Origin of the sequence: Streptomyces sp. ADI95-16, from assembly GCF_003721495.1 — a bacterium.
In the GTDB taxonomy this organism is placed as follows: Bacteria; Actinomycetota; Actinomycetes; order Streptomycetales; family Streptomycetaceae; genus Streptomyces; species Streptomyces goshikiensis.
On record NZ_CP033581.1, the window covers coordinates 6,926,106 to 6,946,460 of the forward strand.

Consider the following 20,355-nt stretch of genomic DNA (forward strand, 5'->3'; position numbering starts at 1 on the left):
GGGTCAGCTCCCGCTGACGACGGAGCGGACCTGGGCGGGCCACGCTGTGGTGTCGAGACCGTACTGGCAGAGGAAGGCGTAGACGAGCCGCTCCAGGCCGAAGCCGACGCAGCCGCTCCGGATCGGGCCGTCCGCACCGTGGCCGATGCCGAAGGCCTTGCCGAAGAGGTCGTCGTGGAAGTTGAAGGAACCGACGGCGATCGTCTTCCCGGGCCCGACGTGGAGCCGCAACTCGTACTTGAGCTCCATCATCCGCTGGGACCAGATCCGCTCGGAGGTGTCCGTGCCGCAGAAGAACGGGTCGTTGCCCACCTCGCAGAAGCCGCTCAAGCCCAGCTCCTCGACAAAGGCGAAGACCTTCCGCATGAAGCGCTCACGGGAGTTCAGTACGTCTTCCCGGGAGCCCATGAAGACCATCTCCCGGATGGTGAAGTCCCAGAGCCGCTCCAGGCCGGTGGCGTACGCCGCCTCGAAGCGGAACGACTTGCCGCGCGAGGTGACCACGTGGAGTCGGCCCGCCTCCAGCGTGCGATTGCTGTGCTGGTTGAAGGTGTGGTAGCACATCGTGGGCGGCAGGCAGTAGTCCACGTTGGCGCAGGAGTCCAGCACCGCGGAGTCGATGCCGGTGACGGCCTGCTGCTCCTGGAAGGTGCGGTAGACGTCCAGGTCGTTGCGCAGCCGCGTGACGAACATCAGGTGCTGCGGGAAGGACTTGAAGTAGCCCGCCGTCTCCAGCGCCTTCGTTCTGATCAGAGTCGGGTAGCGGTACTCCCGGACCTCGTGCTCCTCGGCCAGCAGGTCGCAGACGGCCCGGTCGAAGTAGGTGAAGAGAGAGAGCAGCGGCTCGCCGACGGCGACCTGACCCTCACCGACCTCCGTCACCGCGCCGGTCTCGGAGAGGAGTTCGAAGACGTCCTGGTGCGGGGTGCGCTGATGCGGCGAGGTCCAGACGGCCTTGGCCGGCGTCACCCACTGCCTCCGGACGTCGTTGTCCACCATGGAGTTGACCTTCTCGGTCAGTGCGTCGTGCGGGAGCGGCTGCTCGGAGCGGAGTGTCACGGAGCGCACCTCGTCGCCCTCCACGGTCACCTCGAAGCCGGTGATCTCGGGCGACACGAAGAAGAGTCGGCGCTCGATCTCGGCGGCCAGCGCTTCGGGGATCGGGCTGTGAAGGTCGATCCGGGTGAGGACCTCGTTGGGGTGCGTCATCGTGGTTCTTTCCTCGCCGATGGGAGAACGGTCGAACGGGTCGGCGCGCGGCGGCGCAGGCCGCCGCGCGTCCGCAGGTGGGACTAGGCCGCCGTCGTCGTCCGCGACGTGACCAGGCGGACGAGACCGCCGACCGTGCGGAAGTTGTCGAAGTCCATGTCCGCCGGGCCGAGGGTCAGGGCGAATTCCTTCTCCACGAAGAGCGCGAGCTGCATCGCGAAGAGAGAGTTGACGTAGCCGAGGGCGAAGAAGTCGTCGTTGTCGGCGAGCGGCTGGCCGGCCAGGTGCGGGGCGAGGAACTCGCGGACCCGGGCGCGCACGTCGTCGTTCGTCATATCAGGTTTCTCCTTGGGTGGTTCGAGAATCAGTAGGTGTAGAAGCCCTGGCCGGTCTTGCGGCCCAGGAGTCGCGCGTCGACCATCTTCTGAAGCAGCGGAGCCGGGCGGTACTTGCTGTCCTTGTAGCTCTCGTACATGACCGTGATCGAGTTCAGGATCGTGTCGAGACCGATCAGGTCGCCGGTCTCCAGGGGCCCCATCTTGTGGCCGAAGCAGCCGCGGAACATCTTGTCGACGTCCTCGGCCGAAGCGATCTGGTCCTGGACGCAGAAGATGGCCTCGTTGATGGTCACCATGAGGACCCGGTTGGTGATGAAGCCGGGGGCGTCCTGGACGACGATGCCCTCCTTGCCCATCTCCGACAGCAGGCCGAGCGCGGTGTTCAGTGTCTCCTCGCTGGTGAAGTGGCCGCTGACCACCTCGACGGTGTCCATCATCGGGACGGGATTCATGAAGTGCAGCCCGAGGATCTCGGCCGGTCGCCCGGTGATCGAGCCCACCCGGGTGATCGGCACGGCCGAGGTGTTCACGCCGAAGATCACTCCAGGACGACAGATGGCGTCGATCTGCTCGTACACCGCGCGCTTGATGTCCCAGTTCTCGGTGACGTTCTCGATCACGAAGTCGGCGGCGGCCAGCGCGGTGAGCTCAGTACCGGTGGAAATCCGGGCGAGGACGGTCTTGGGGTCTTCCTTCAGCGGCTTGCCGAGCAGCATGGGCTGTACCAGCAGGTCACGGCCGATCTGGGCCACGGCGCTGTCGAGTTGTGCCTGCGAGATGTCCACGAGGACCACTTCGAACCCGTACTCCGCGAAGGACTGGGCGACGCCGCGGCCGATCGTGCCGGCGCCGACCACGCCTACGGTTCGGATACTCACGGGGGTTACCACCTTTGTTGGATGGAAGGGGAGTTGGGGGTGCTGGTCAGCCCTGGGTGTCCCTGGTGTCCAGGTGATCGGCGAGATCCGCGATCGTGACGTAGCGGAACAGGTCGACCATTGAGACCCGGATGTCCATGATCTTCTGGATGCTCTGGGCGATCCGGAGTGCGGTCAGGGAGTCCACCCCGAGCGCGAACGAGGTGTCATGCACGTTGAGTTCGGCGAGACCGAGCTCACGGGCCCAGATCCGGGCGAGCGCGCGCTCGGTGTCGCTGAACTCGCCGCTCTCCTTGCCGAAGAGCTTCGGCTCGCCGTCGGGCGGCGAGCCGTTCGCCGTAGCGGCCAATTCGCCGGCACTGCTGCGGGCCGCGGCGATGGCCTGCTGGATCGGGGCGGCCAGTACCAGCGGTGCGCGGCGCAACAGCTCCGTGAGCCCGCTGGACCTGCCCAGCTGCGGGTAGTTGACCTCGCCGACGATCACCGGGGTGCAGGCCGAGGCGAGGATCTCCTCGAAGCTGCTGAGACCGTCCTCGACCGACACCGACCGGAAGAAGCCCTGGTCCTGCTGGACTCCGTGGTCGAAGGCCATGCCGGTGTCCAGCCAGTCGCTCCAGTCGACCGTCACCGTCGACTGGCCGCGTGCGGCGCGCTGCTCGGCGAAGTGGTCCAAGTAGCTGTTGGCGGCGGTGTAGTCACCTTGCCCGGCCGCACCGAAGATCGCGACGGTGGAGCCGAAGTTGACCATGCGTTCCGGCGGATCGTCCTGGGTGACGAGGTCCAGTACGGTGGCGCCGAGCACCTTGGGGTTCAGCGTACGGCGGAAGGTCTCCGCGTCCTTGCGGAACAGGAAGCCGTCCCCGGCGACGCCGGCAGCGTGGACGATACAGCCGATCGCGCCCAGTTCGGCGCGGATTTTGGCGACGACGTCCCCCATGGCCGCCGGATCGGTGACGTCGCCGGAATAGCTGCGCACTTCGGCGCCGTTCTCCGTCAGCTCGCGCAGCGCTTCGATCTGCCTACGCAGCTTGGCATCGGTGACCTCGTCCCACCGATCGCCCGGCGGCAGTTCGGTGCGGTTGACCAGGGCGAGCCGCACACCCGGTATCGAACGGCTCAGATGGCGGGCGACCGCGAGTCCGAGTCCGCCCAGGCCGCCGGTGATGAGATACACCCCGTCCGGGCGGACCGGCGCAGACCTCGGCCGGTCCCGCAGGTGCACCGGCGCGAGCTCCGCGACATACCGGAGCCCGTCGCGCAGCGCGACGGTGGTGGGTGTCCGGGATCCGAGCAGTTCGGCACAGACGGCCTCGGCGCCGGTGTCGCCGGCGATGTCGAGGCAGAACACGTCGGTGTTCTCGTACTCCTGGCCGATCACCTTCGCCAGGCCGAAGAGCGTCGCGTGGACCGGGGCCGTCTGAGGCTCGGTGCCGGTCACCCGTGCCACCAAGGGGGCGATCACGCTGAACCGGGCCGGGGCGACTCCCCGCCCGGAGAGGCTGCGGGCCAAGTGGAACAGGCTGTGGACGCCGTGGTCCAGCCTGTCCTCCAAGGCCGCCAGATCCTGCTGGACGCCGCCGTCGGCAGGGGCCGCGACGTGCACCACCTCGTCCGGAAGCTCCGCACCGAGGGTGTCCAGCAGTTGACCGAGACCCTCCGGGGTGGGCGGCACTTCGTACCGGTCCGGAAGGGTCTGCATCCACCGGTCCGCGAGTACCGCCTCGGCAACGCTGATGCCGCGCGCACGCAGTACGGCACTCAGCTCGGCGCTCGTGCTTCCCCGCTCGCCGATCACCAGGACTCGGGTGGGTGGGGTGTGGCGCTCCTCGGGTGTCGGTGCCGGGACCCAACGGAGGGTGTGGTGGCGGGTGTGCGGGCGCAGCTGGGCGACCGTGCCCTTGGCATCGGCGACGCGCTTGACGGTGAAGCCGCGGATCTCGGCAGCGGTGGCTCCCGACTCGTCGCAGATCACCACGTCGACCTTGCGGAACTCGGCGTTGTTCACATAGCCCGTATGCGGCTGGACGAAGCTCAGGCCGCTAGCGGGAAGCGGGCCGTGCAGGAGCAGCGAGTCGTAGCCGACCGGGAGGAAGAAGTCCCTTTCTCCGAGGGCGAGTCGACGGTCGTCGGCAGTCTCCAGGACGGCGAAGCCGCTGAAGCCGGTGGCCTGATCGAGCAGGGCCGGGTGCAGGAGGTGGTCCTGGCACTCGGCTCGGTACTGCTCGGGCAGGTCGAGTACGCCGAGGGCGGCCCTGACACCGATGTGCACGGTCGGGAGGCTGCTCCGCCAGCGATCACCGAACTCCATCACCTTGTGCTCGGTCTGCCGCCGGGCGATGTCCACGCTCTCCAGCGAGCAGAGTTCACGCAGAGCTGCCGGATCCTGCTGCGGCGCGGGTGCGGTGTGCGGCTTGACGCCAACCACGCCCTGGACGTGCACCGTCCAGTGGTCGCTCGCCGGGTCGTGGCTGGAGACGGTGAACTCGGCTCGCAAGTCGTCCAGTTCGCGGACGGTTGTGTGTGCGGTACGCGGGGTTCCTTCCTGTACCAGCAGCGGGACGAGGAAGGTGACGTCACGGAGCTCGGTGACGGGCCGGCCGAAGTGTAGCGAGGCTGCGGCGCGGGCCATCTCCAGGTACGTGGTTCCGGGGACGATCGCCTCTCCGAGCAGCTTGTGCTCGGAGAGCACCCAGTGCAGCTCCAACGAGAACTCGGTGAGGAAGACGGACTGGCCCATCGACCGGAGCAGGACCTGGTCCAGCAACGGGTGCGGGCCGGGCGTGTGCCGGACCGGAGCCTGCGGGATCTGAGGTTCGAGCCAGTAGTGCTTGTGTTGGAAGGGGTAGGTGGGGAGGGGGATGCGGCGGCGTTGTTGTTGGGTTTGGTAGGTGTTCCAGTTGGGTGTGGTGCCGGTGAGCCAGAGGTGGGAGAGGGTGCGTTGGATTGTTTCGTTGGGGGTGCGGGTGTCGCGTTTGTGGGGTAGTGAGGTGAGGGTGGTGGCTTGGGTGGCGTTGTTGGTGAGGATGCGGCGGGCGAGGCTGGTGAGGGTTTGGCCGGGGCCGATTTCGAGGAGGGTGGTGCCTGGTTCGGTGGTGGCGGTTGTGATGCCGTGGGCGTATTCGACGGTGGCGCGGATGTGGTGGCCCCAGTAGGTGGGGTCTGTGGCCTGTTCGTCGGTGATCCAGGTGCCGGTGAGGTTGGAGATGAAGGGGGTGTGTGGGGTGTGGCGGGTGGTGGCGGCGATGGCGGTGGTGAATTCCGCGATCATCGGTTCCATGAGGTGGGAGTGGAAGGCGTGGGAGGTGGTGACGGGTTGGGTGGCCCAGCCGTGTTGCTCGGCGAGGGTGGTGAAGGTTTGGATGGCTTCGTGGGTGCCTGAGACGACGCAGTCGCGGGGGCCGTTGTGGGCGGCGAGGGAGAGGTTGTCGGGCAGGGAGGCTTCGATGGTGGGGCGGTCGGCCATGATGTTGAGCATGGCGCCGGGTGTCTGGGCCTGCATGAGGCGGCCGCGGAGGGCGACGAGGCGGAGGGCGTCGGGGAGGGTGAAGACGCCGGCGAGGCAGGCGGCGGTCCATTCGCCGAGGCTGTGGCCGAGCATGGCGGTGGGGGTGATGTCCCAGGAGTGCCAGAGCTGGGTGAGGGCGTATTCGATGACGAAGAGGGCGGGTTGGGCCCACTGGGTCTGGTCGAGTCGCGGGTCGGGGGTGAAGATGATGTTGCGGATGTCCTCGCCGAGGTGTGGTTGGAGGAGTTCGGCGCATTCGTCGACGCAGCTGCGGAAGGCGGGTTCCTGCTGGTAGAGGTCGTGGGCCATGCTCGGGTGTTGTGAGCCCTGGCCGCTGAAGATGTAGATGAGTGGTGGGGCTTCGCGTGTGGTGTGGTTGGTGGTCACGTGAGCGGGGTCGCGGGTTTCGAGGGCTGTCGCGATGCTGTCGGGGGTGTTGCCTGTGACGGTGCGGCGGTGGGGGAAGACGCGGCGGCCGGTGGCGAGGGTGTGGGCGGCGTCGGCGAGGTTGGGCTGTTCGCGGCGTAGGTGGGCGGCCAGGCGGTCGGTGGCTTCTTCGAGTGCTTTCGGGGTGCGGGCGGAGAGGATCAGTGTTTCGGTGGGGCGTGTGCCGGCGGGGGAGGGTGGGGTGTGTGGGGCTTCTTCGAGGATGAGGTGGGCGTTGCTGCCGCCGAAGCCGAAGGCGCTGATCCCGGCGCGGCGGATGTGGTTCTCGGTGCGGGGCCATGGGCTGGGTTCGGCCTGGACCCGGAAGGGGCTGTTGGCGAAGTCGATGTCGGGGTTGCCGCGGGTGTAGTTCAGTGAAGGCGGCAGCAGTTCGTGTTTGAGTGCGAGTGTGGTTTTGAGGAGGCCCGCGATGCCGGCGGCGGCGTCGAGGTGGCCGATGTTGCCCTTGACCGAACCGAGAGCGCAGGAACCCGCACCACCGAACGCCCGCGACAACGCCTGCACCTCGATCGAGTCGCCGATCACAGTGCCGCTGCCGTGCGCCTCGACGTAGTCGATGTCCTCGGGGTCAACCTCCGCGATGGCCAGTGCCTCCGTGATCACCTCGGCCTGACCGCCGACGGTCGGTGCCGTGAAACTCGCCTTGACCCCACCGTCGTTGTTGATCGCCGAACCCCTGATCACGGCATGGACGGTGTCACCGTCGGCCAGCGCGTCCTCCAGCCGCTTCAGGACCACCACGCCGACACCGTTGCCGAAGACCGTGCCCCGGGCGTCCGCGTCGAACGGGCGGACGTGCCCGTCGGGGGAGAGGAAGGCTCCCTCCTGGTAGGGGTAGCCGGTGTCGTCCTGCACCTTGTAGGAGGCGGCACCCGAAAGGGCCATGTCGCACTCATAGTTGAGCAGGCTCAGGCAGGCGCAGTGCAGCGCCACCAGCGAGCTGGAGCAGGCGGTCTGGACCGGGAAGCTCGGCCCCCGCAGGTCCAGCTTGTAAGACACCCGGCTGGTCAGGAAGGCGAGCTCGAAGCCCAGGCCGACGTTCTCGCCCTTGATCGCCTCTCCCTGCTCCAGGTTGCCGAGGATGTTCCCGAGGTAGGCGGTGGTACTGGCGCCGCCGAACACGCCGATGCTGCCGTCGTACCGAGCGGCGTCGTAGCCGGAGTGCTCCAGCGCCTCCCAGGCCGTCTCCAGGAAGAGCCGGTGCTGCGGGTCCATGATCTTCGCCTCGCGGGCGGTGTACCCGAAGAACTCCGCATCGAACAGGCTGATGCCCTCGAACTTGGGCCCGGCTTTGACGTAGTGGGGCTGCCCGAAGACCTCGGCCGGCACCCCCGCCGCCGCCAGCTCCTCGTCAGTGAGGGGAAGGATCGACTCGACGCCGTCACGCAGGTTCGACCAGAACTCGGCCAGGTCCCCCGCGCCGGGGAAGCGCCCGGCCATCCCAACGATCGCGACACCGTCCCGTGCCGGGAGGTCCGTGAACTCAGTGGTCATCATTCGCCCCTTGCCGTCCGACGCCGTTGCTGGTGCTGCCGTCGGCGCTGCTGCAGTTTCTCTCTTCGTTCCTCAAGTGCCTTGCGGCTGTCGCCCGTTGTCTGCTGTACGGGCTTCTCGGTCAGGGTGGCCAGGTGTGACGCCGTCAACCCCTCGTACAGGTCACCGAGAGCGAGCTTCGCGTCCAGCCGGGTGTTGATGGTGCTCACCAGCTGGATCGCGATCAGGGAGTTGCCGCCCAGGTCGAAGAAGCTGTCCTGGACGCCGACCTTCTCGATGCCCAGCAGCTCCTGCCACACCTCGCAGATCGTGCGCTCGGTGTCGGTGCGTGGTGCGACGAACTCGGTAAGGATGTTCGGGCGTTCGTGCGCGGCGCCGCGTGGCTCCGCAGTGGCGCCCTGCTCCACCGAGAAGGCGTTCTCGAAGAGCGCCGAGAGCTCGGCGGGCGACACGATGACCTGCGCCTCCGAGACGCCGGCCAGGATCGTGTCGAGGGCCCACAGCCCCTCGGCGGCCGACATGGCGCGCTGGTCCGCCTGGTCGATGCCGGACGACGTGGCGGTACCTGCCGCCATGCCGATCTCCCGCCAAGGGCCCCAGTCGATCGAGACCACCCGCCGGGTGCGGCCGCGGTCCTGGGCGAATGCGTCGAGGAAGCAGTTGGCGGCGCAGTAGTCGACCTGGCCGGCACTGCCGACGTTCGCGCCGTTCGAGCCGAACAGGACCAAGAAGTCCAGCTCCTGGTCTGCCAGTGCCTCCTCCAGCACCAGGGTCCCGCGCACCTTCGGGAGCAGGACCTCGGCGGCCGCCCGGAGGTCCTTGAGCTGGATCAGACCGCCGCCGGCGACGCCCGCCGTGTGGAAGGCGCCGTGGATGCGCCCCCAGCGCTGGGTGGTCTGCCGGACGGCCTCGCTCATCGCCGCCCGGTCGCTCACGTCCGCCTGCAACACCAGGAGCTCCGCACCTGCGTCCCGCAGGCGAACCAACTTGCGTACGACATCGGCGATTCGGCCTCGTCCCGGGTTACGGGCGAGCCACGAGTCCCATTCCGCGGCGTCGGGCAGCCGGGTGCGCGCGGTGAGCGCGATCCGTGCCCCAGCTGCCGCGAGATGCCCGGCCAGGGCCAGTCCCAGGCCGCCGGTGCCGCCGGTGACCAGGTAGACACCCCCCTTGCGCACCACCGGTGACCGGTCGCCCCGGGGTAGCGGCTGGGGCAGGAAGTGCTGGGACCAGCGGTGGCCTCCCCGGTGCGCCACCGTCTCCGGGCCCTGCTCCGGCTCGGCAGCCAACTCGGCTAACAGGCGCGTCAGTTCTGTCTCGGTGGGAGCGGTCAGGCAGTCGAGGTCGACGCTGCGGCAGGTGGTGCCAGGCAGCTCGCGGGGCAGCACGCGGCACGGGCCCAGCAGGGTGGCCTTCAGCGGCGAGAGCGGCTCGGCGCCGGTGACGTTGTGCAGGCCGTTGCTGAGCACCCAGATCCGGCGCGGCTCGCTGTCCGGGTGCTGAACGAGGGCCTGGGTGAGACGGATCAGGCTCTCGAAACCGCGCTGGAGGCTGCCCTCCTCGCCCGGCGCGGTGACGCTCCAGCCATGGACGATGCGGGTAGGCGTACCGGCGGGGCTGTTCCGCAGGGTACTGATCAACCGCTCGTAGTCGGAGCTGTTCGCCGGGTCGATGGCATAGCGGCCGTCTCCTCGGTCGGACCAGGCGTCGGCTGCCGCCACGACGGTGACGGTGGCGCCGGCGGCTCGCAGCCGCTCGGCCACCGCCTCACCCACGCCCAGGCCGTCGGCAAAGACGAGCCAGTGCCGGGTGTGGTCCGGCTGCTCCCCGGCGGGGAGGGGAGCCCGCTGCCAGGAGGGGGCGTAGAACCACTGCGTGATGTCGTCACGGCGCGTCGTGGCACTGCCGACAGCCCGGGTCGTGGTGGCCTGTCGGTCGAGCCAGTAGTGCTTGTGTTGGAAGGGGTAGGTGGGGAGGGGGATGCGGCGGCGTTGTTGTTGGGTTTGGTAGGTGTTCCAGTTGGGTGTGGTGCCGGTGAGCCAGAGGTGGGAGAGGGTGCGTTGGATTGTTTCGTTGGGGGTGCGGGTGTCGCGTTTGTGGGGTAGTGAGGTGAGGGTGGTGGCTTGGGTGGCGTTGTTGGTGAGGATGCGGCGGGCGAGGCTGGTGAGGGTTTGGCCGGGGCCGATTTCGAGGAGGGTGGTGCCTGGTTCGGTGGTGGCGGTTGTGATGCCGTGGGCGTATTCGACGGTGGCGCGGATGTGGTGGCCCCAGTAGGTGGGGTCTGTGGCCTGTTCGTCGGTGATCCAGGTGCCGGTGAGGTTGGAGATGAAGGGGGTGTGTGGGGTGTGGCGGGTGGTGGCGGCGATGGCGGTGGTGAATTCCGCGATCATCGGTTCCATGAGGTGGGAGTGGAAGGCGTGGGAGGTGGTGACGGGTTGGGTGGCCCAGCCGTGTTGCTCGGCGAGGGTGGTGAAGGTTTGGATGGCTTCGTGGGTGCCTGAGACGACGCAGTCGCGGGGGCCGTTGTGGGCGGCGAGGGAGAGGTTGTCGGGCAGGGAGGCTTCGATGGTGGGGCGGTCGGCCATGATGTTGAGCATGGCGCCGGGTGTCTGGGCCTGCATGAGGCGGCCGCGGAGGGCGACGAGGCGGAGGGCGTCGGGGAGGGTGAAGACGCCGGCGAGGCAGGCGGCGGTCCATTCGCCGAGGCTGTGGCCGAGCATGGCGGTGGGGGTGATGTCCCAGGAGTGCCAGAGCTGGGTGAGGGCGTATTCGATGACGAAGAGGGCGGGTTGGGCCCACTGGGTCTGGTCGAGTCGCGGGTCGGGGGTGAAGATGATGTTGCGGATGTCCTCGCCGAGGTGTGGTTGGAGGAGTTCGGCGCATTCGTCGACGCAGCTGCGGAAGGCGGGTTCCTGCTGGTAGAGGTCGTGGGCCATGCCCGGGTGTTGTGAGCCCTGGCCGCTGAAGATGTAGATGAGTGGTGGGGCTTCGCGTGTGGTGTGGTTGGTGGTCACATGGGCGGGGTCGCGGGTTTCGAGGGCTGTCGCGATGGTGTCGGGGGTGTTGCCTGTGACGGTGCGGCGGTGGGGGAAGACGCGGCGGCCGGTGGCGAGGGTGTGGGCGGCGTCGGCGAGGTTGGGCTGTTCGCGGCGTAGGTGGGCGGCCAGGCGGTCGGTGGCTTCTTCGAGTGCTTTCGGGGTGCGGGCGGAGAGGATCAGTGTTTCGGTGGGGCGTGTGCTGGCGGGGGAGGGTGGGGTGTGTGGGGCTTCTTCGAGGATGAGGTGGGCGTTGCTGCCGCCGAAGCCGAAGGCGCTGATCCCGGCGCGGCGGATGTGGTTCTCGGTGCGGGGCCATGGGCTGGGTTCGGCCTGGACCCGGAAGGGGCTGTTGGCGAAGTCGATGTCGGGGTTGCCGCGGGTGTAGTTCAGTGAAGGCGGTAGCAGTTCGTGTTTGAGTGCGAGTGTGGTTTTGAGGAGGCCCGCGATGCCGGCGGCGGCGTCGAGGTGGCCGATGTTGCCCTTGACCGAACCGAGAGCGCAGGAACCCGTACCACCGAACGCCCGCGACAACGCCTGCACCTCGATCGGATCACCCAGCGAGGTGCCCGTGCCGTGCGCCTCGACGTAGTCGATGTCCTCGGGTGTGAGGCCCGCGCTGGTGAGCGCGGCGGAGATGACCGCGGTCTGGCCGGTGATGCTCGGGGCGGTGAAGCCGACCTTGACCCCGCCGTCGTTGTTGATCGCCGAGCCCCTGATCACGGCGTGGACGGTGTCACCGTCGGCCAGCGCGTCCTCCAGCCGCTTCAGCACGACCAGACCGACACCTGTCCCGAAGACCGTGCCCCGGGCGTCCGCGTCGAACGGGCGGACGTGCCCGTCAGGGGACACGAAGGATCCGTCCTGGTGCAGGTAGCCGGTGCCCGGGTTCGGGTCGACGTGGACGCCCCCCGCCAGGGCGAGGTCGCACTCCCCGGCGAGCAGGCTCCGACAGGCGGTGTGGGCGGCGACCAGCGCCGTCGAGCAGGCGGCGCGCAGCGAGACCGCGGGGCCCTTCAGATCCAGCTTGTACGACACCCGGGAGGCCAGGAAGCCGAGTTCGTTGGCCACCAGGATCTGGGTCTGGCCGAGGGTGTCCACGATGTGCTGGTGCGAGTAGACGTGCTGGACGTAGCGGTTGGCTCCCGCTCCGCCGAACACGCCGATGCTGCCGTCGTACCGGGCCGCGTCGTGGCCGGAGTGCTCCAGTGCCTCCCAGGCCGTCTCCAGGAAGAGCCGGTGCTGCGGGTCCATCACCTCGGCCTCGCGGGCGGTGTACCCGAAGAACTCCGCGTCGAACAGGTCGCTGCCGGCGAAGGCGGGAGCGGCCTTGACGTAGTTCGGCTGCTCGAAGATCTCGTGCGGCACCCCGGCCGCCGCCAGCTCCTCGTCGGTGAGGGGAAGGATCGACTCGACGCCGTCACGCAGGTTCGACCAGTACTCGGCCAGGTCCCCCGCGCCGGGGAAGCGCCCGGCCATCCCAACGATCGCGACACCATCGCGCGCCGTCGTCACTGCGCTGCCCGGAGGTCGTCGATGAGCGCGCCGAGGGTGCGCACGGTGGGGCCCTCGTAGACGATGGTCAGTGGTACGGCCACGGTCAGTTCCTGACGCAGTCGGTGGACGACCTGAAGGCCGAGCAGTGAACTTCCGCCCAATTCGAAGAAGTTGTCCTGAGCGCCGACGCCTTCCACGCCGAGCACCTCCTGCCAGATCTCCGCCACCTGGTGTTCGGTCTCTCCGTTCGGGGCGACGAACGGGTTGCGCAGGTTGGGGCGCTCGTGCCGTGCGGCGGGGGCCGACGGCTCGGCCGACGGGTCGGACCACAGCTCCTGGCGCAGCATCAGGTCACCTGTCGAGGTGATGATCTGCGCTTGGGGCACCGCGTCGAGCAGGGCGTCGAACACCTGTCGGCCCTCGGCTGGTGTGAGCGCCAGCTCACGTACCGCGGCGCCGAGGTCCGAATCCGCTCGTTCCTGGTGCGAGAAGTACCAGGCCTCCCAGTTGACGCTGGTCCAGGGCCGGTCCGCGCTGTGGTGTCGCTGGGCGAAGGCGTCGAGCGCGGCGTTCGCGGCGGCGTACGCGCCGAAGCCGAGTCCACCGAGCAGTGAGGCGATCGAGGAACAGATGATGGCAAAGTCCAGCCGCTGGTCGGCCAGCACGTCGTGCAGCACCTGCGTGCCGTAGAGCTTGGGGCCGAAGTGCCAGGCGGCCTCCTCCGTGCCCAGGGCGGCGACTTCCCGGTGGGCCGCCGTGCCGGTCGTGCCGGCGCAGTGCAGAACGCCGTCGATCGGGCCGAACTCCTGCAGAATGCGCTCCTTCAGGGCGAACATGGCCGTGCGGTCGGAGACGTCCGTGGCGCTCACCAGCACCTGGGAGCCGAGTGCCTCGACTTCCCGGACGGCGCGGATCGCCGACCGGACGGCTTCCGGGTGCTGCGGATCTGCCCAGCTCTCCCGGGGCGGCAGACCCGTCCGCCCGACCAGCACCAGGCGCACCTCGGCCCGGTCGGCGAGGGCACGGGCCATCAGCAGGCCGATCTTTCCGAGCCCGCCGGTGAGGAGATACACCCCGCCGGGGCGTATCGGGGAGTCGCCCCGTGAGGGCGGGGCGCAGGTCACGTAGGTCGGCGCCCAGCGGTGCCTTCCGCGCAGCGCGATCGTGCGCTCGCCGGGCGGGGCGCAGAGGTCGGCCAGCAGCTGGTCGACCAAGCCGGTTACGGCCTGCGGCCCTTCGAGACGGAGGTCGAACTGGACACAGCTGAGCGAGGGGTACTCCTGCGGCAGCACCCTGCACAGGCCCTGGACGGTGGCCTTGGGCGGGCACAGAGGCTCGTCCCCGAGGACGGCGTGCACCTCGGAGGACAGCACGTCCCAGCGCTGCTGTCGCGTCATGAGCTCGGCCTCGACGGCCTGGGCCCAGTGGACCAGGCTGTCGAAGGAGCGGTGCAGCAGAGCCCGCACGTCCTCGGGTGCGGTGGCCCGGTCGGCGTCGTCGCCGACGCTCCAGCAGTGCACCAGCCGGCCGGGCAGCGGTCCCTCGGCGCGCAGCGCCTCGGCGAGCCGGTGGAAGTGTTCCGGCCGGGCGGGGTCAAGGACGTACTCGCGCTCGCTCTCGTGGTGCCACTCGGCTCCCCGGGAGACCACGCGCACGGTGGCACCGAGGCCTTCGAGGCGGTCGGCGAGGTGGCGGCCGACACCGGTCTCGTCGCAGAAGACGAGCCAGCGCTCGGCGGCCAGGTCGGCCTCGGCGGGCTGCGGCGTGCCGGCCAGCCGTTGCCAGGACGGCGTGTAGAACCACTGGGGCATGTCGCCGCGCCGCTGCTGGGCCGCGCCGCTGCCGGGCTGGGCGGTGCCGGGCTCGACCCAGTAGGTGCGCCGTTCGAAGGGGTACGTGGGGAGTGGGACCCGCCTGGCACCGGCCGGGGCCGGGAAGGGGTGCTCCCGTCCGGCGAGCCAGAGGCGGCCGGCGGCCCGCAGGAGTGCGGTGCGGGCCGTCTGCCCGAGGTGGGCGCCCTGAAGGGAGGGGACGACGACCCGGTCGGTGCCGGCGGCGGCGGGATGCTGAAGGGCTCCTGGGGTCAAGGTCGGCGCGGGACCGATCTCGACGATCGCGATGTCCGGGACGGACCACAGGGTGGCCAGGCCGTCCGCGAACCGCACGCTCTCCCGGACGTGACGGGCCCAGTACTCGGGGCTCGTGGCTTCCTCGTCGGTGATCCAGGTGCCGGTCAGGTTGGAGATGAACGGCACGGCGGGAGCGTTCAGCCGGACCGAACGGACCAGCTCGGCGTAACGCTCTACGACCGGATCCATCATCGGGGAGTGGAAGGCGAAGCGGCTGGTCAGCCGGCGCGTGGCGACCCCGGCGGCCAGCAGTTCGCCGGCCACCCGCTCGATGCCCTCGACGGTGCCGGAGAGCACACAGGTCTGCGGGCCGTTGATCGCGGCGAGGCAGACCTCCGCGTCGGTGTACCGCGCGACGGCTTCCTCGGAGAGTGGCACGGCGAGCATCGCGCCCTCACCCTGCTCCTCGATCAGTCGCGCGCGCTTCACGACCAGGCGCAGGGCGTCGGGCAACGAGAAGACCCCGGCCACGCAGGCCGCGACGTACTCGCCCAGGCTGTGGCCGATCATCACCTCGGGCTCGATCCCCCAGGTGGCCCAGAGCTTGGCCAGGGCGTACCCGAAGGCGAACACCGCGGGGTATCCGAGGAGTGGCTGGTCCAGCGGGTGCTCGCTGCGTTCCGGTTGGAGCAGCAGTTTGCGGAAGTCGAAGGGCTGCCCGGGTGCGGCCCCGGACTCGTCGGCTGTGAGGAGGAAGCCGCGGATGTCCGTGCCGAGCAGCGGCTCCAGCAGTTCGGCACACTCGTCCAGAGCGGCCCTGAACTGGGACTCCTGATCGTAGAGTTCACGCGCCATACCGGGAAACTGGACACCGAAACCGGTGAACATGAAGGCCACCGGCCGGTGCGCGGCCTCGGGCGCGGTTGCGGTGAGCAGCCGGCCGTCGTCGCGGGCGTCGAGCGCCGCCAGCGCCTCCTCGGTGCTGCCGGCGACCAGCATCCGCCGGTACGGGAACGCCCTGCGGCCCTGCTGGAGGGTGAACGCGACATCGGCCAGCGGAATTTCGGAGTGTGTCCGGAGATGGTCCTGCAACTGGTCGGTGGCCGCCTCCAAGGCCTCCGGGCTCTTGGCCGAGAGCACCAGCAGCTGCTCGGCGCCGGCCATCGGCTGAGGCCCGCGCGGCACCTTCGGGGCCTGCTCAAGGATGACGTGGGCATTGGTGCCGCCGAGGCCGAAGGAGCTGACTCCGGCGCGGCGCGGGCCGTCGCCCTCGGGCCAGGGCAGCAGCTCGGTGTTGACGTAGAACGGGCTGCCGGTCAGCTCGATCCGGGGGTTGGGCTTCTCAAAGTGCAGGGTGGGCGGAAGCTGCCCGTGTTCCACCGCCAGTACGGCCTTGATCAGGCCGGCGATCCCCGCGGCCGAATCGAGGTGACCGATGTTGGTTTTGGCGGATCCGAGGGCGCAGCTGTGCTCTCCCACCCCGGAGTAGGCCGAGACGAGTGCGGAGTACTCGATCGGGTCGCCCAGGATGGTGGCCGTGCCGTGCAGCTCGACGTAGCCGATGCTCTCGGCCGGCACGTCCGCGTTCCCCAATGCGGTGGAGATGACGGCGGACTGGGTGGCCGCGCTGGGCGCGCTGAAGCCGGCCCGGCGGGAGCCGTCGTTGTTCAGTGCGGAGCCCTTGATGACCGCGTGGATGTGGTCGTTGTCGGTGATGGCGTCCTTGAGGCGCTTGAGCACCACCATCCCGACGCCGTCCCCGCCCACCGTCCCCTGGGCGCGGGCGTCGAAGGTGCGGCAGTAGCCGTCCGGAGAGAAGATGCCATCCGGACGGTAGACGTAGCCCTTGCTCCTGGTTCCGTCGACGGCGACACCGCCGGCCAGCGCTGTGTCGCACTGGTAGGCCAGCAGCGCCTGGCATGCCTCGACCACAGCAGCCAGCGAAGTGGAGCAGGCGGACTGGATGTTGAGGGCGGGGCCCTCAAGGCCGAGCTTGTAGGAGACACGGCTCGCGAGGAAGTCCGGCCGGTTGCCGATCACCGTCTGCTTGTCGCCGAGGATCTGCGCGGCGCCGGGCTGGGAGGCGATGTTGAAGAGCAGGTAGGTGTTGTTGCCCGCGCCCGCGTAGACGCCGACCAGGCCGTCGTGGCGATCGGTGTCGTATCCAGAGCTCTCCAAGGCGGCCCAGGCGCATTCGAGCAGCACCCGGTGCTGCGGGTCCATGAGCTCTGCCTCGCGCGGGGAGTAGCCGAAGAAGGCGGCGTCGAACTTCTCGCTGTCTGCCAGCACGTAGCCCGCGCCGACGAAGTCCGGGTCGGCCAGGGTGGCGGCGTCCACACCCCGGGCGGCGAGCTCCTCGTCCTCGAAGCGGGTGACGGAGCACACCCCCGCCTTGAGGTTGCTCCAGTACTCCTCGACCGTACGGGCGCCGGGGAAGCGACCGGACATGCCGACGACGGCGATGTCCAGACTGTCCTCAAACTCGGAGAACGCGTCGGCCTGTTCGGGTGCCGGCTCGGCGCCTGCGGTGGGGTCGAGTTCGGGGGAGAACTCACTCATGGTGACCTCGCTTCGCTTGCAACTGCTGCTGGCGGCGCTTCATCAGGGCGTTCTGTTGAGCCCCTCTGCCACGGGTGCGGGCGGGGGCCGCTCCCTGGCTCTGCTGCGAGAGCAGCTCGGCTTGGGCCCGGACGGTGGTGTGCTGGAACAGGTCGAGCAGTTCGATCTCCCGGCCGGTCGCCGCCCGGAGCCGGTGGTGCAGCTCGACCACGAGCAGGGAGTGCCCGCCGAGGTCGAAGAAGTTCTGGTCGGTGCCTACCGTCTCGGTGTGGAAGACCTCTTGCCACATCTGCGCCACCAGCCGCTCCAGCTCGTTCCGCGGTGGCAGCGGCGCGGTCGCGGCGGGCTCGGTGGGCCGGGGCAGCTTGCTGCGGTCGACCTTGCCGTGCCCGGAGAGCGGCAGCCGGTCAAGCGTCACCACCGCCTGCGGCATCATGTGCGGGGAGAGCCGCGTCCGCAAATGGCGTTCCAGCCCGGCGGTGCTGAACTCGGGTCCGTGCGGCTCGACGTAGGCGACCACCTGCCGGTCGCCGGGGACATCCTCGCGGACGATGACGATGGCGTGGCGCAGCTCGGGGTGGCTCTTCAGCGCGGCCTCGATCTCGCCCAGGGCGACCCGGAAGCCGCGGACCTTGACCTGGTCGTCGCGCCGGCCGAGGAAGGCGATCGTCCCGTCGGCCAGGCGACGGACGATGTCGCCGGTGCGGTAGAGGCGGGAGCCCGGCCCGCCGCCGAGGGTGTCCGGGACGAAGGCGGCAGCGGTGAGGTCGTCCCGGCGGTGGTAGCCGCGGGCGAGGTTGTCGCCACCGATCAGCAGCTCCCCGACGACGCCGACGGGCGTGGGGCGGCCTGCGAGATCCACCACGTGGGCCTGCGTGCCCGGGAGCGGAACGCCGATCGGCGCGGTCTCCCACTCCGCCTCCGGGTGGTCGGCCACGGCGAGGGTAAGCACGCCGACGCTGGTCTCGGTCGGGCCGTAGTGGTTGAAGACCCGGCAGTGCGGCACGAGGCGTTGGAGGGCGCGCAGCCAGCGCCAGTCGGAGGCCTCGCCGCCGATGACCAATAAGCGGCGCGGCAGGAGCTCGGCGAAGCGCGAGGAGGACTGGAGAGCCCGGAGGTGGGAGGGGGCTATCTTCAGGCAGTCAACCCCCCAGGTCTGCACCCAGTCGGCCAGCTTCCCGGCGTCCAGTGCGACGTCCCGGGAGATCAGCTGTACCTCGCCGCCCGTGCACAGCGGCGGGGCGAAGGCCGTGACGCTGGAGTCCACCGTCAGCGGTTGCACCATCGCGAAGCGGAGCGGCCCGTCGATGCCGAGCCGCCGGATGACGGCGCGTGTGTAGCTGACGAGCTGACGGTGCTCGATCACCACGCCCTTGGGCTTGCCGGTGGAGCCGGATGTGTAGAGCAGATACGCGGCATCGCCGCAGGCCGAGGGCTGGAGGGGCGGGTTCTCCGTCGGGCGGCCTGCCAGCACGCTCAGTTCGGCGTCGAGTTCGATCACACGGTGCCCGGTGTCGAGCGGAGCCGTCGCCACCACGATCCGCACGGCCGCGTCGTCGAGGATGCCGTCCCGCCGCTCGACCGGGTCGTTCGGATCCACCGGTACGTATGCGCCGCCGGCCTTGAGGATGCCGAGCACAGCCACCATCAGCCGCACGTCGCGATCGGCACAGAGGCCCACCGTCACCTCGGGGCCGACCCCGACCTCGCGCAGCAGGTGGGCCAGCTGGTTGGCACGGGAGTCGAGTTCGCGGTAGCTGAGGGCGGCGCCCTCGGCCCGGACCGCGATTGCCTCGGGGGTGCGGGCGGCCTGCTCCTCGACGAGCTGGTGGAAGCTCCGGTCCGTCGGCTCACCCGCGACGCCGTTCAGCGTGGCGATGGTGTGCTCCTCCGCGGGGGTGAGCATGGGCAGCTCGGCCACCGGCTGGTCCGGATCGACCGTCGCGCCTGCGAGGAGCCGGAGCAGGTGGTCCACTGCACGGCGGGCGGTAGGGGGATCGAGGACGTCGGTTGCGAACACCAGCTGCCCGCTCAGTTCGCCGTTGAGGTCGCAGAGCTGTAGATCCAGGTCGCGGTATGTGGTCTCGGGCGCGACACGCGGAGCCGGTCCGCAGGAGAAGCCCGGCAAGGGGTGCACGGCTGCGGCCGTGCGGGCCTGCTCGGCCTCCGCCAGCCGGGCACCCGCCAGCCGGACCAGGTCCCGGAAGCTCCCACCGGCGTCGGCGCGGACCGCCGTGGTCACCCCGGCGCCATTGGTCACCCCGACCGCGAGCTCGGACTGTCCGCCGTACCGGTGCAGCAGTGCCAGGTAGAGGGCGAATGCCCCCGCCGGGAGCCCCGCTCCGCAGGCTTCACCGAGCTGCCGCAGTGCGGCCGTTGCGGCAGCGGGGGCGACGAAGGGGACGGAGCCGGCCCGGAGGTCACGCCGGGCCGGATGCGCCCGGTCGAACGGAAGCTCCGGCGCGACGGGCAGCTCGGCGAGGCGCCCGTCGGCTCCGGGGTCCGGCACGGGCGTTGCGGGGTGCGGGAATGTCATGGAGATTGCCTTGAGGAGTTCGGGGCGAGGACGTACGTCACCCGTCCTGCCGGAGCGGGTCACGGCTACGCGGGTCGCTTGGTGCAGAGGTAGACCTGGTTACGACGGCGGTCGGCGGGGACGTCGATGATCTCGACCGACTCCGAGAGCGAGTGCAGCAGCGCCTCGAACGGCCCGGCGGCGTAGCGGTTGAGCCAGATGTATCCGTTGGCCGTTTCCCGGCGCAGCAGTACCTCGGATTCCTGCGGCACCTGGAACATACAGATCGCCACAGTGCGCCGGGAGACCCGGAACAGCTCGCGGACGGCAGTCTCGTAGTACGGCAGGTGTTCCAGCACGTGGCGGCAGTTCACCACGTCGAACGAACCGTCGGGGAAAGCGAGGTCGGTGATGCTCATCCGCTCCCACCGCGCCTCGGGGTGGAGCTCCCGGCAGTCGGCGATGGCGGCCTCGCCGATGTCGATGCCGGTGTAGTCGACCTCCACTCCCGCCGCCAGCAGGTGGCGGTAGGTGACCCCGGAGATGACACCGCAGTCGAGCAGTTCGAACGGCGCCCGCGAGTACTGTGCCGCGATCCGCTCGGTCACGACATCGTGCGAGGGATGCCCGGCTCTGAAGTCCTCGCCCATGTGACCCACGTTGGAGGTCTGTGCCCAGAGCGATTCCGTGTTCACTGTGCTGATCCCCCGTACTGCTGAAGCAAAGCCGGTCGTGACGGCACGGCCGTCCGACTGCCGGCTGGTGACTGTGAGGAGCGGGGCTCTCGCCGGAAGGCGCCGAACCAAGGC

General features: G+C 69.6%; 8 protein-coding genes. All 8 read right to left on the minus strand.

The features are described 5' to 3' along the window. Nucleotides 1–3: 3 nt before the first annotated feature. The 8 genes from EES41_RS30795 to EES41_RS30830 all read right to left on the minus strand — a co-directional run bounded on the left by EES41_RS30795 (nucleotide 4) and on the right by EES41_RS30830 (nucleotide 20,241). A complete protein-coding gene (locus EES41_RS30795) occupies nucleotides 4–1,209 on the minus strand; it encodes a hypothetical protein (protein ID WP_123081243.1) in 1,206 nt (401 codons plus the stop codon). An 83-nt stretch (nucleotides 1,210–1,292) separates the two neighbouring features. After that, a complete protein-coding gene (locus tag EES41_RS30800) occupies nucleotides 1,293–1,544 on the minus strand; it encodes an acyl carrier protein (RefSeq protein ID WP_123081244.1) in 252 nt (83 codons plus the stop codon). 29 nt (nucleotides 1,545–1,573) lie between these two features. Then, nucleotides 1,574–2,425: a 3-hydroxyacyl-CoA dehydrogenase family protein gene (locus EES41_RS30805; protein WP_123081245.1), complete on the minus strand. Its 852-nt coding sequence runs from the start codon at nucleotides 2,423–2,425 to the stop codon at nucleotides 1,574–1,576. A gap of 46 nt (nucleotides 2,426–2,471) precedes the next feature. Then, entirely contained in the window at nucleotides 2,472–7,871 is a 5,400-nt protein-coding gene (locus EES41_RS30810) for a type I polyketide synthase (protein WP_164495980.1), read from the minus strand. Then, entirely contained in the window at nucleotides 7,871–12,421 is a 4,551-nt protein-coding gene (locus EES41_RS30815; RefSeq protein ID WP_302186175.1) for a type I polyketide synthase, read from the minus strand. Before EES41_RS30815 ends, EES41_RS30810 begins: the two co-directional genes overlap by 1 nt. Then, nucleotides 12,418–17,031, minus strand: a complete 4,614-nt coding sequence (locus EES41_RS30820) for a type I polyketide synthase (RefSeq protein ID WP_123081248.1) — start codon at nucleotides 17,029–17,031, stop codon at nucleotides 12,418–12,420. The genes EES41_RS30815 and EES41_RS30820 overlap by 4 nt, the downstream gene beginning before the upstream one ends. After that, the gene (locus tag EES41_RS30825) at nucleotides 17,024–19,567 is read right to left on the minus strand and encodes an amino acid adenylation domain-containing protein (RefSeq protein WP_123081249.1); all 2,544 of its coding nucleotides are present in this window, start codon (nucleotides 19,565–19,567) and stop codon (nucleotides 17,024–17,026) included. Before EES41_RS30825 ends, EES41_RS30820 begins: the two co-directional genes overlap by 8 nt. 65 nt (nucleotides 19,568–19,632) lie before the next feature. After that, on the minus strand, nucleotides 19,633–20,241 hold the full coding sequence (locus tag EES41_RS30830; RefSeq protein ID WP_164495981.1) for a class I SAM-dependent methyltransferase: 609 nt from the start codon (nucleotides 20,239–20,241) through the stop codon (nucleotides 19,633–19,635). Nucleotides 20,242–20,355: the final 114 nt, after the last annotated feature.

Coding starts and splice junctions, on each gene's coding strand:
- EES41_RS30810 (WP_164495980.1), bottom strand. CDS start 7,871: ATGACCACTGAGTTCACGGACCTCCCGGCACGGGACGGTGTCGCGATC.
- EES41_RS30795 (WP_123081243.1), bottom strand. CDS start 1,209: ATGACGCACCCCAACGAGGTCCTCACCCGGATCGACCTTCACAGCCCG.
- EES41_RS30800 (WP_123081244.1), bottom strand. CDS start 1,544: ATGACGAACGACGACGTGCGCGCCCGGGTCCGCGAGTTCCTCGCCCCG.
- EES41_RS30825 (WP_123081249.1), bottom strand. CDS start 19,567: ATGACATTCCCGCACCCCGCAACGCCCGTGCCGGACCCCGGAGCCGAC.
- EES41_RS30820 (WP_123081248.1), bottom strand. CDS start 17,031: ATGAGTGAGTTCTCCCCCGAACTCGACCCCACCGCAGGCGCCGAGCCG.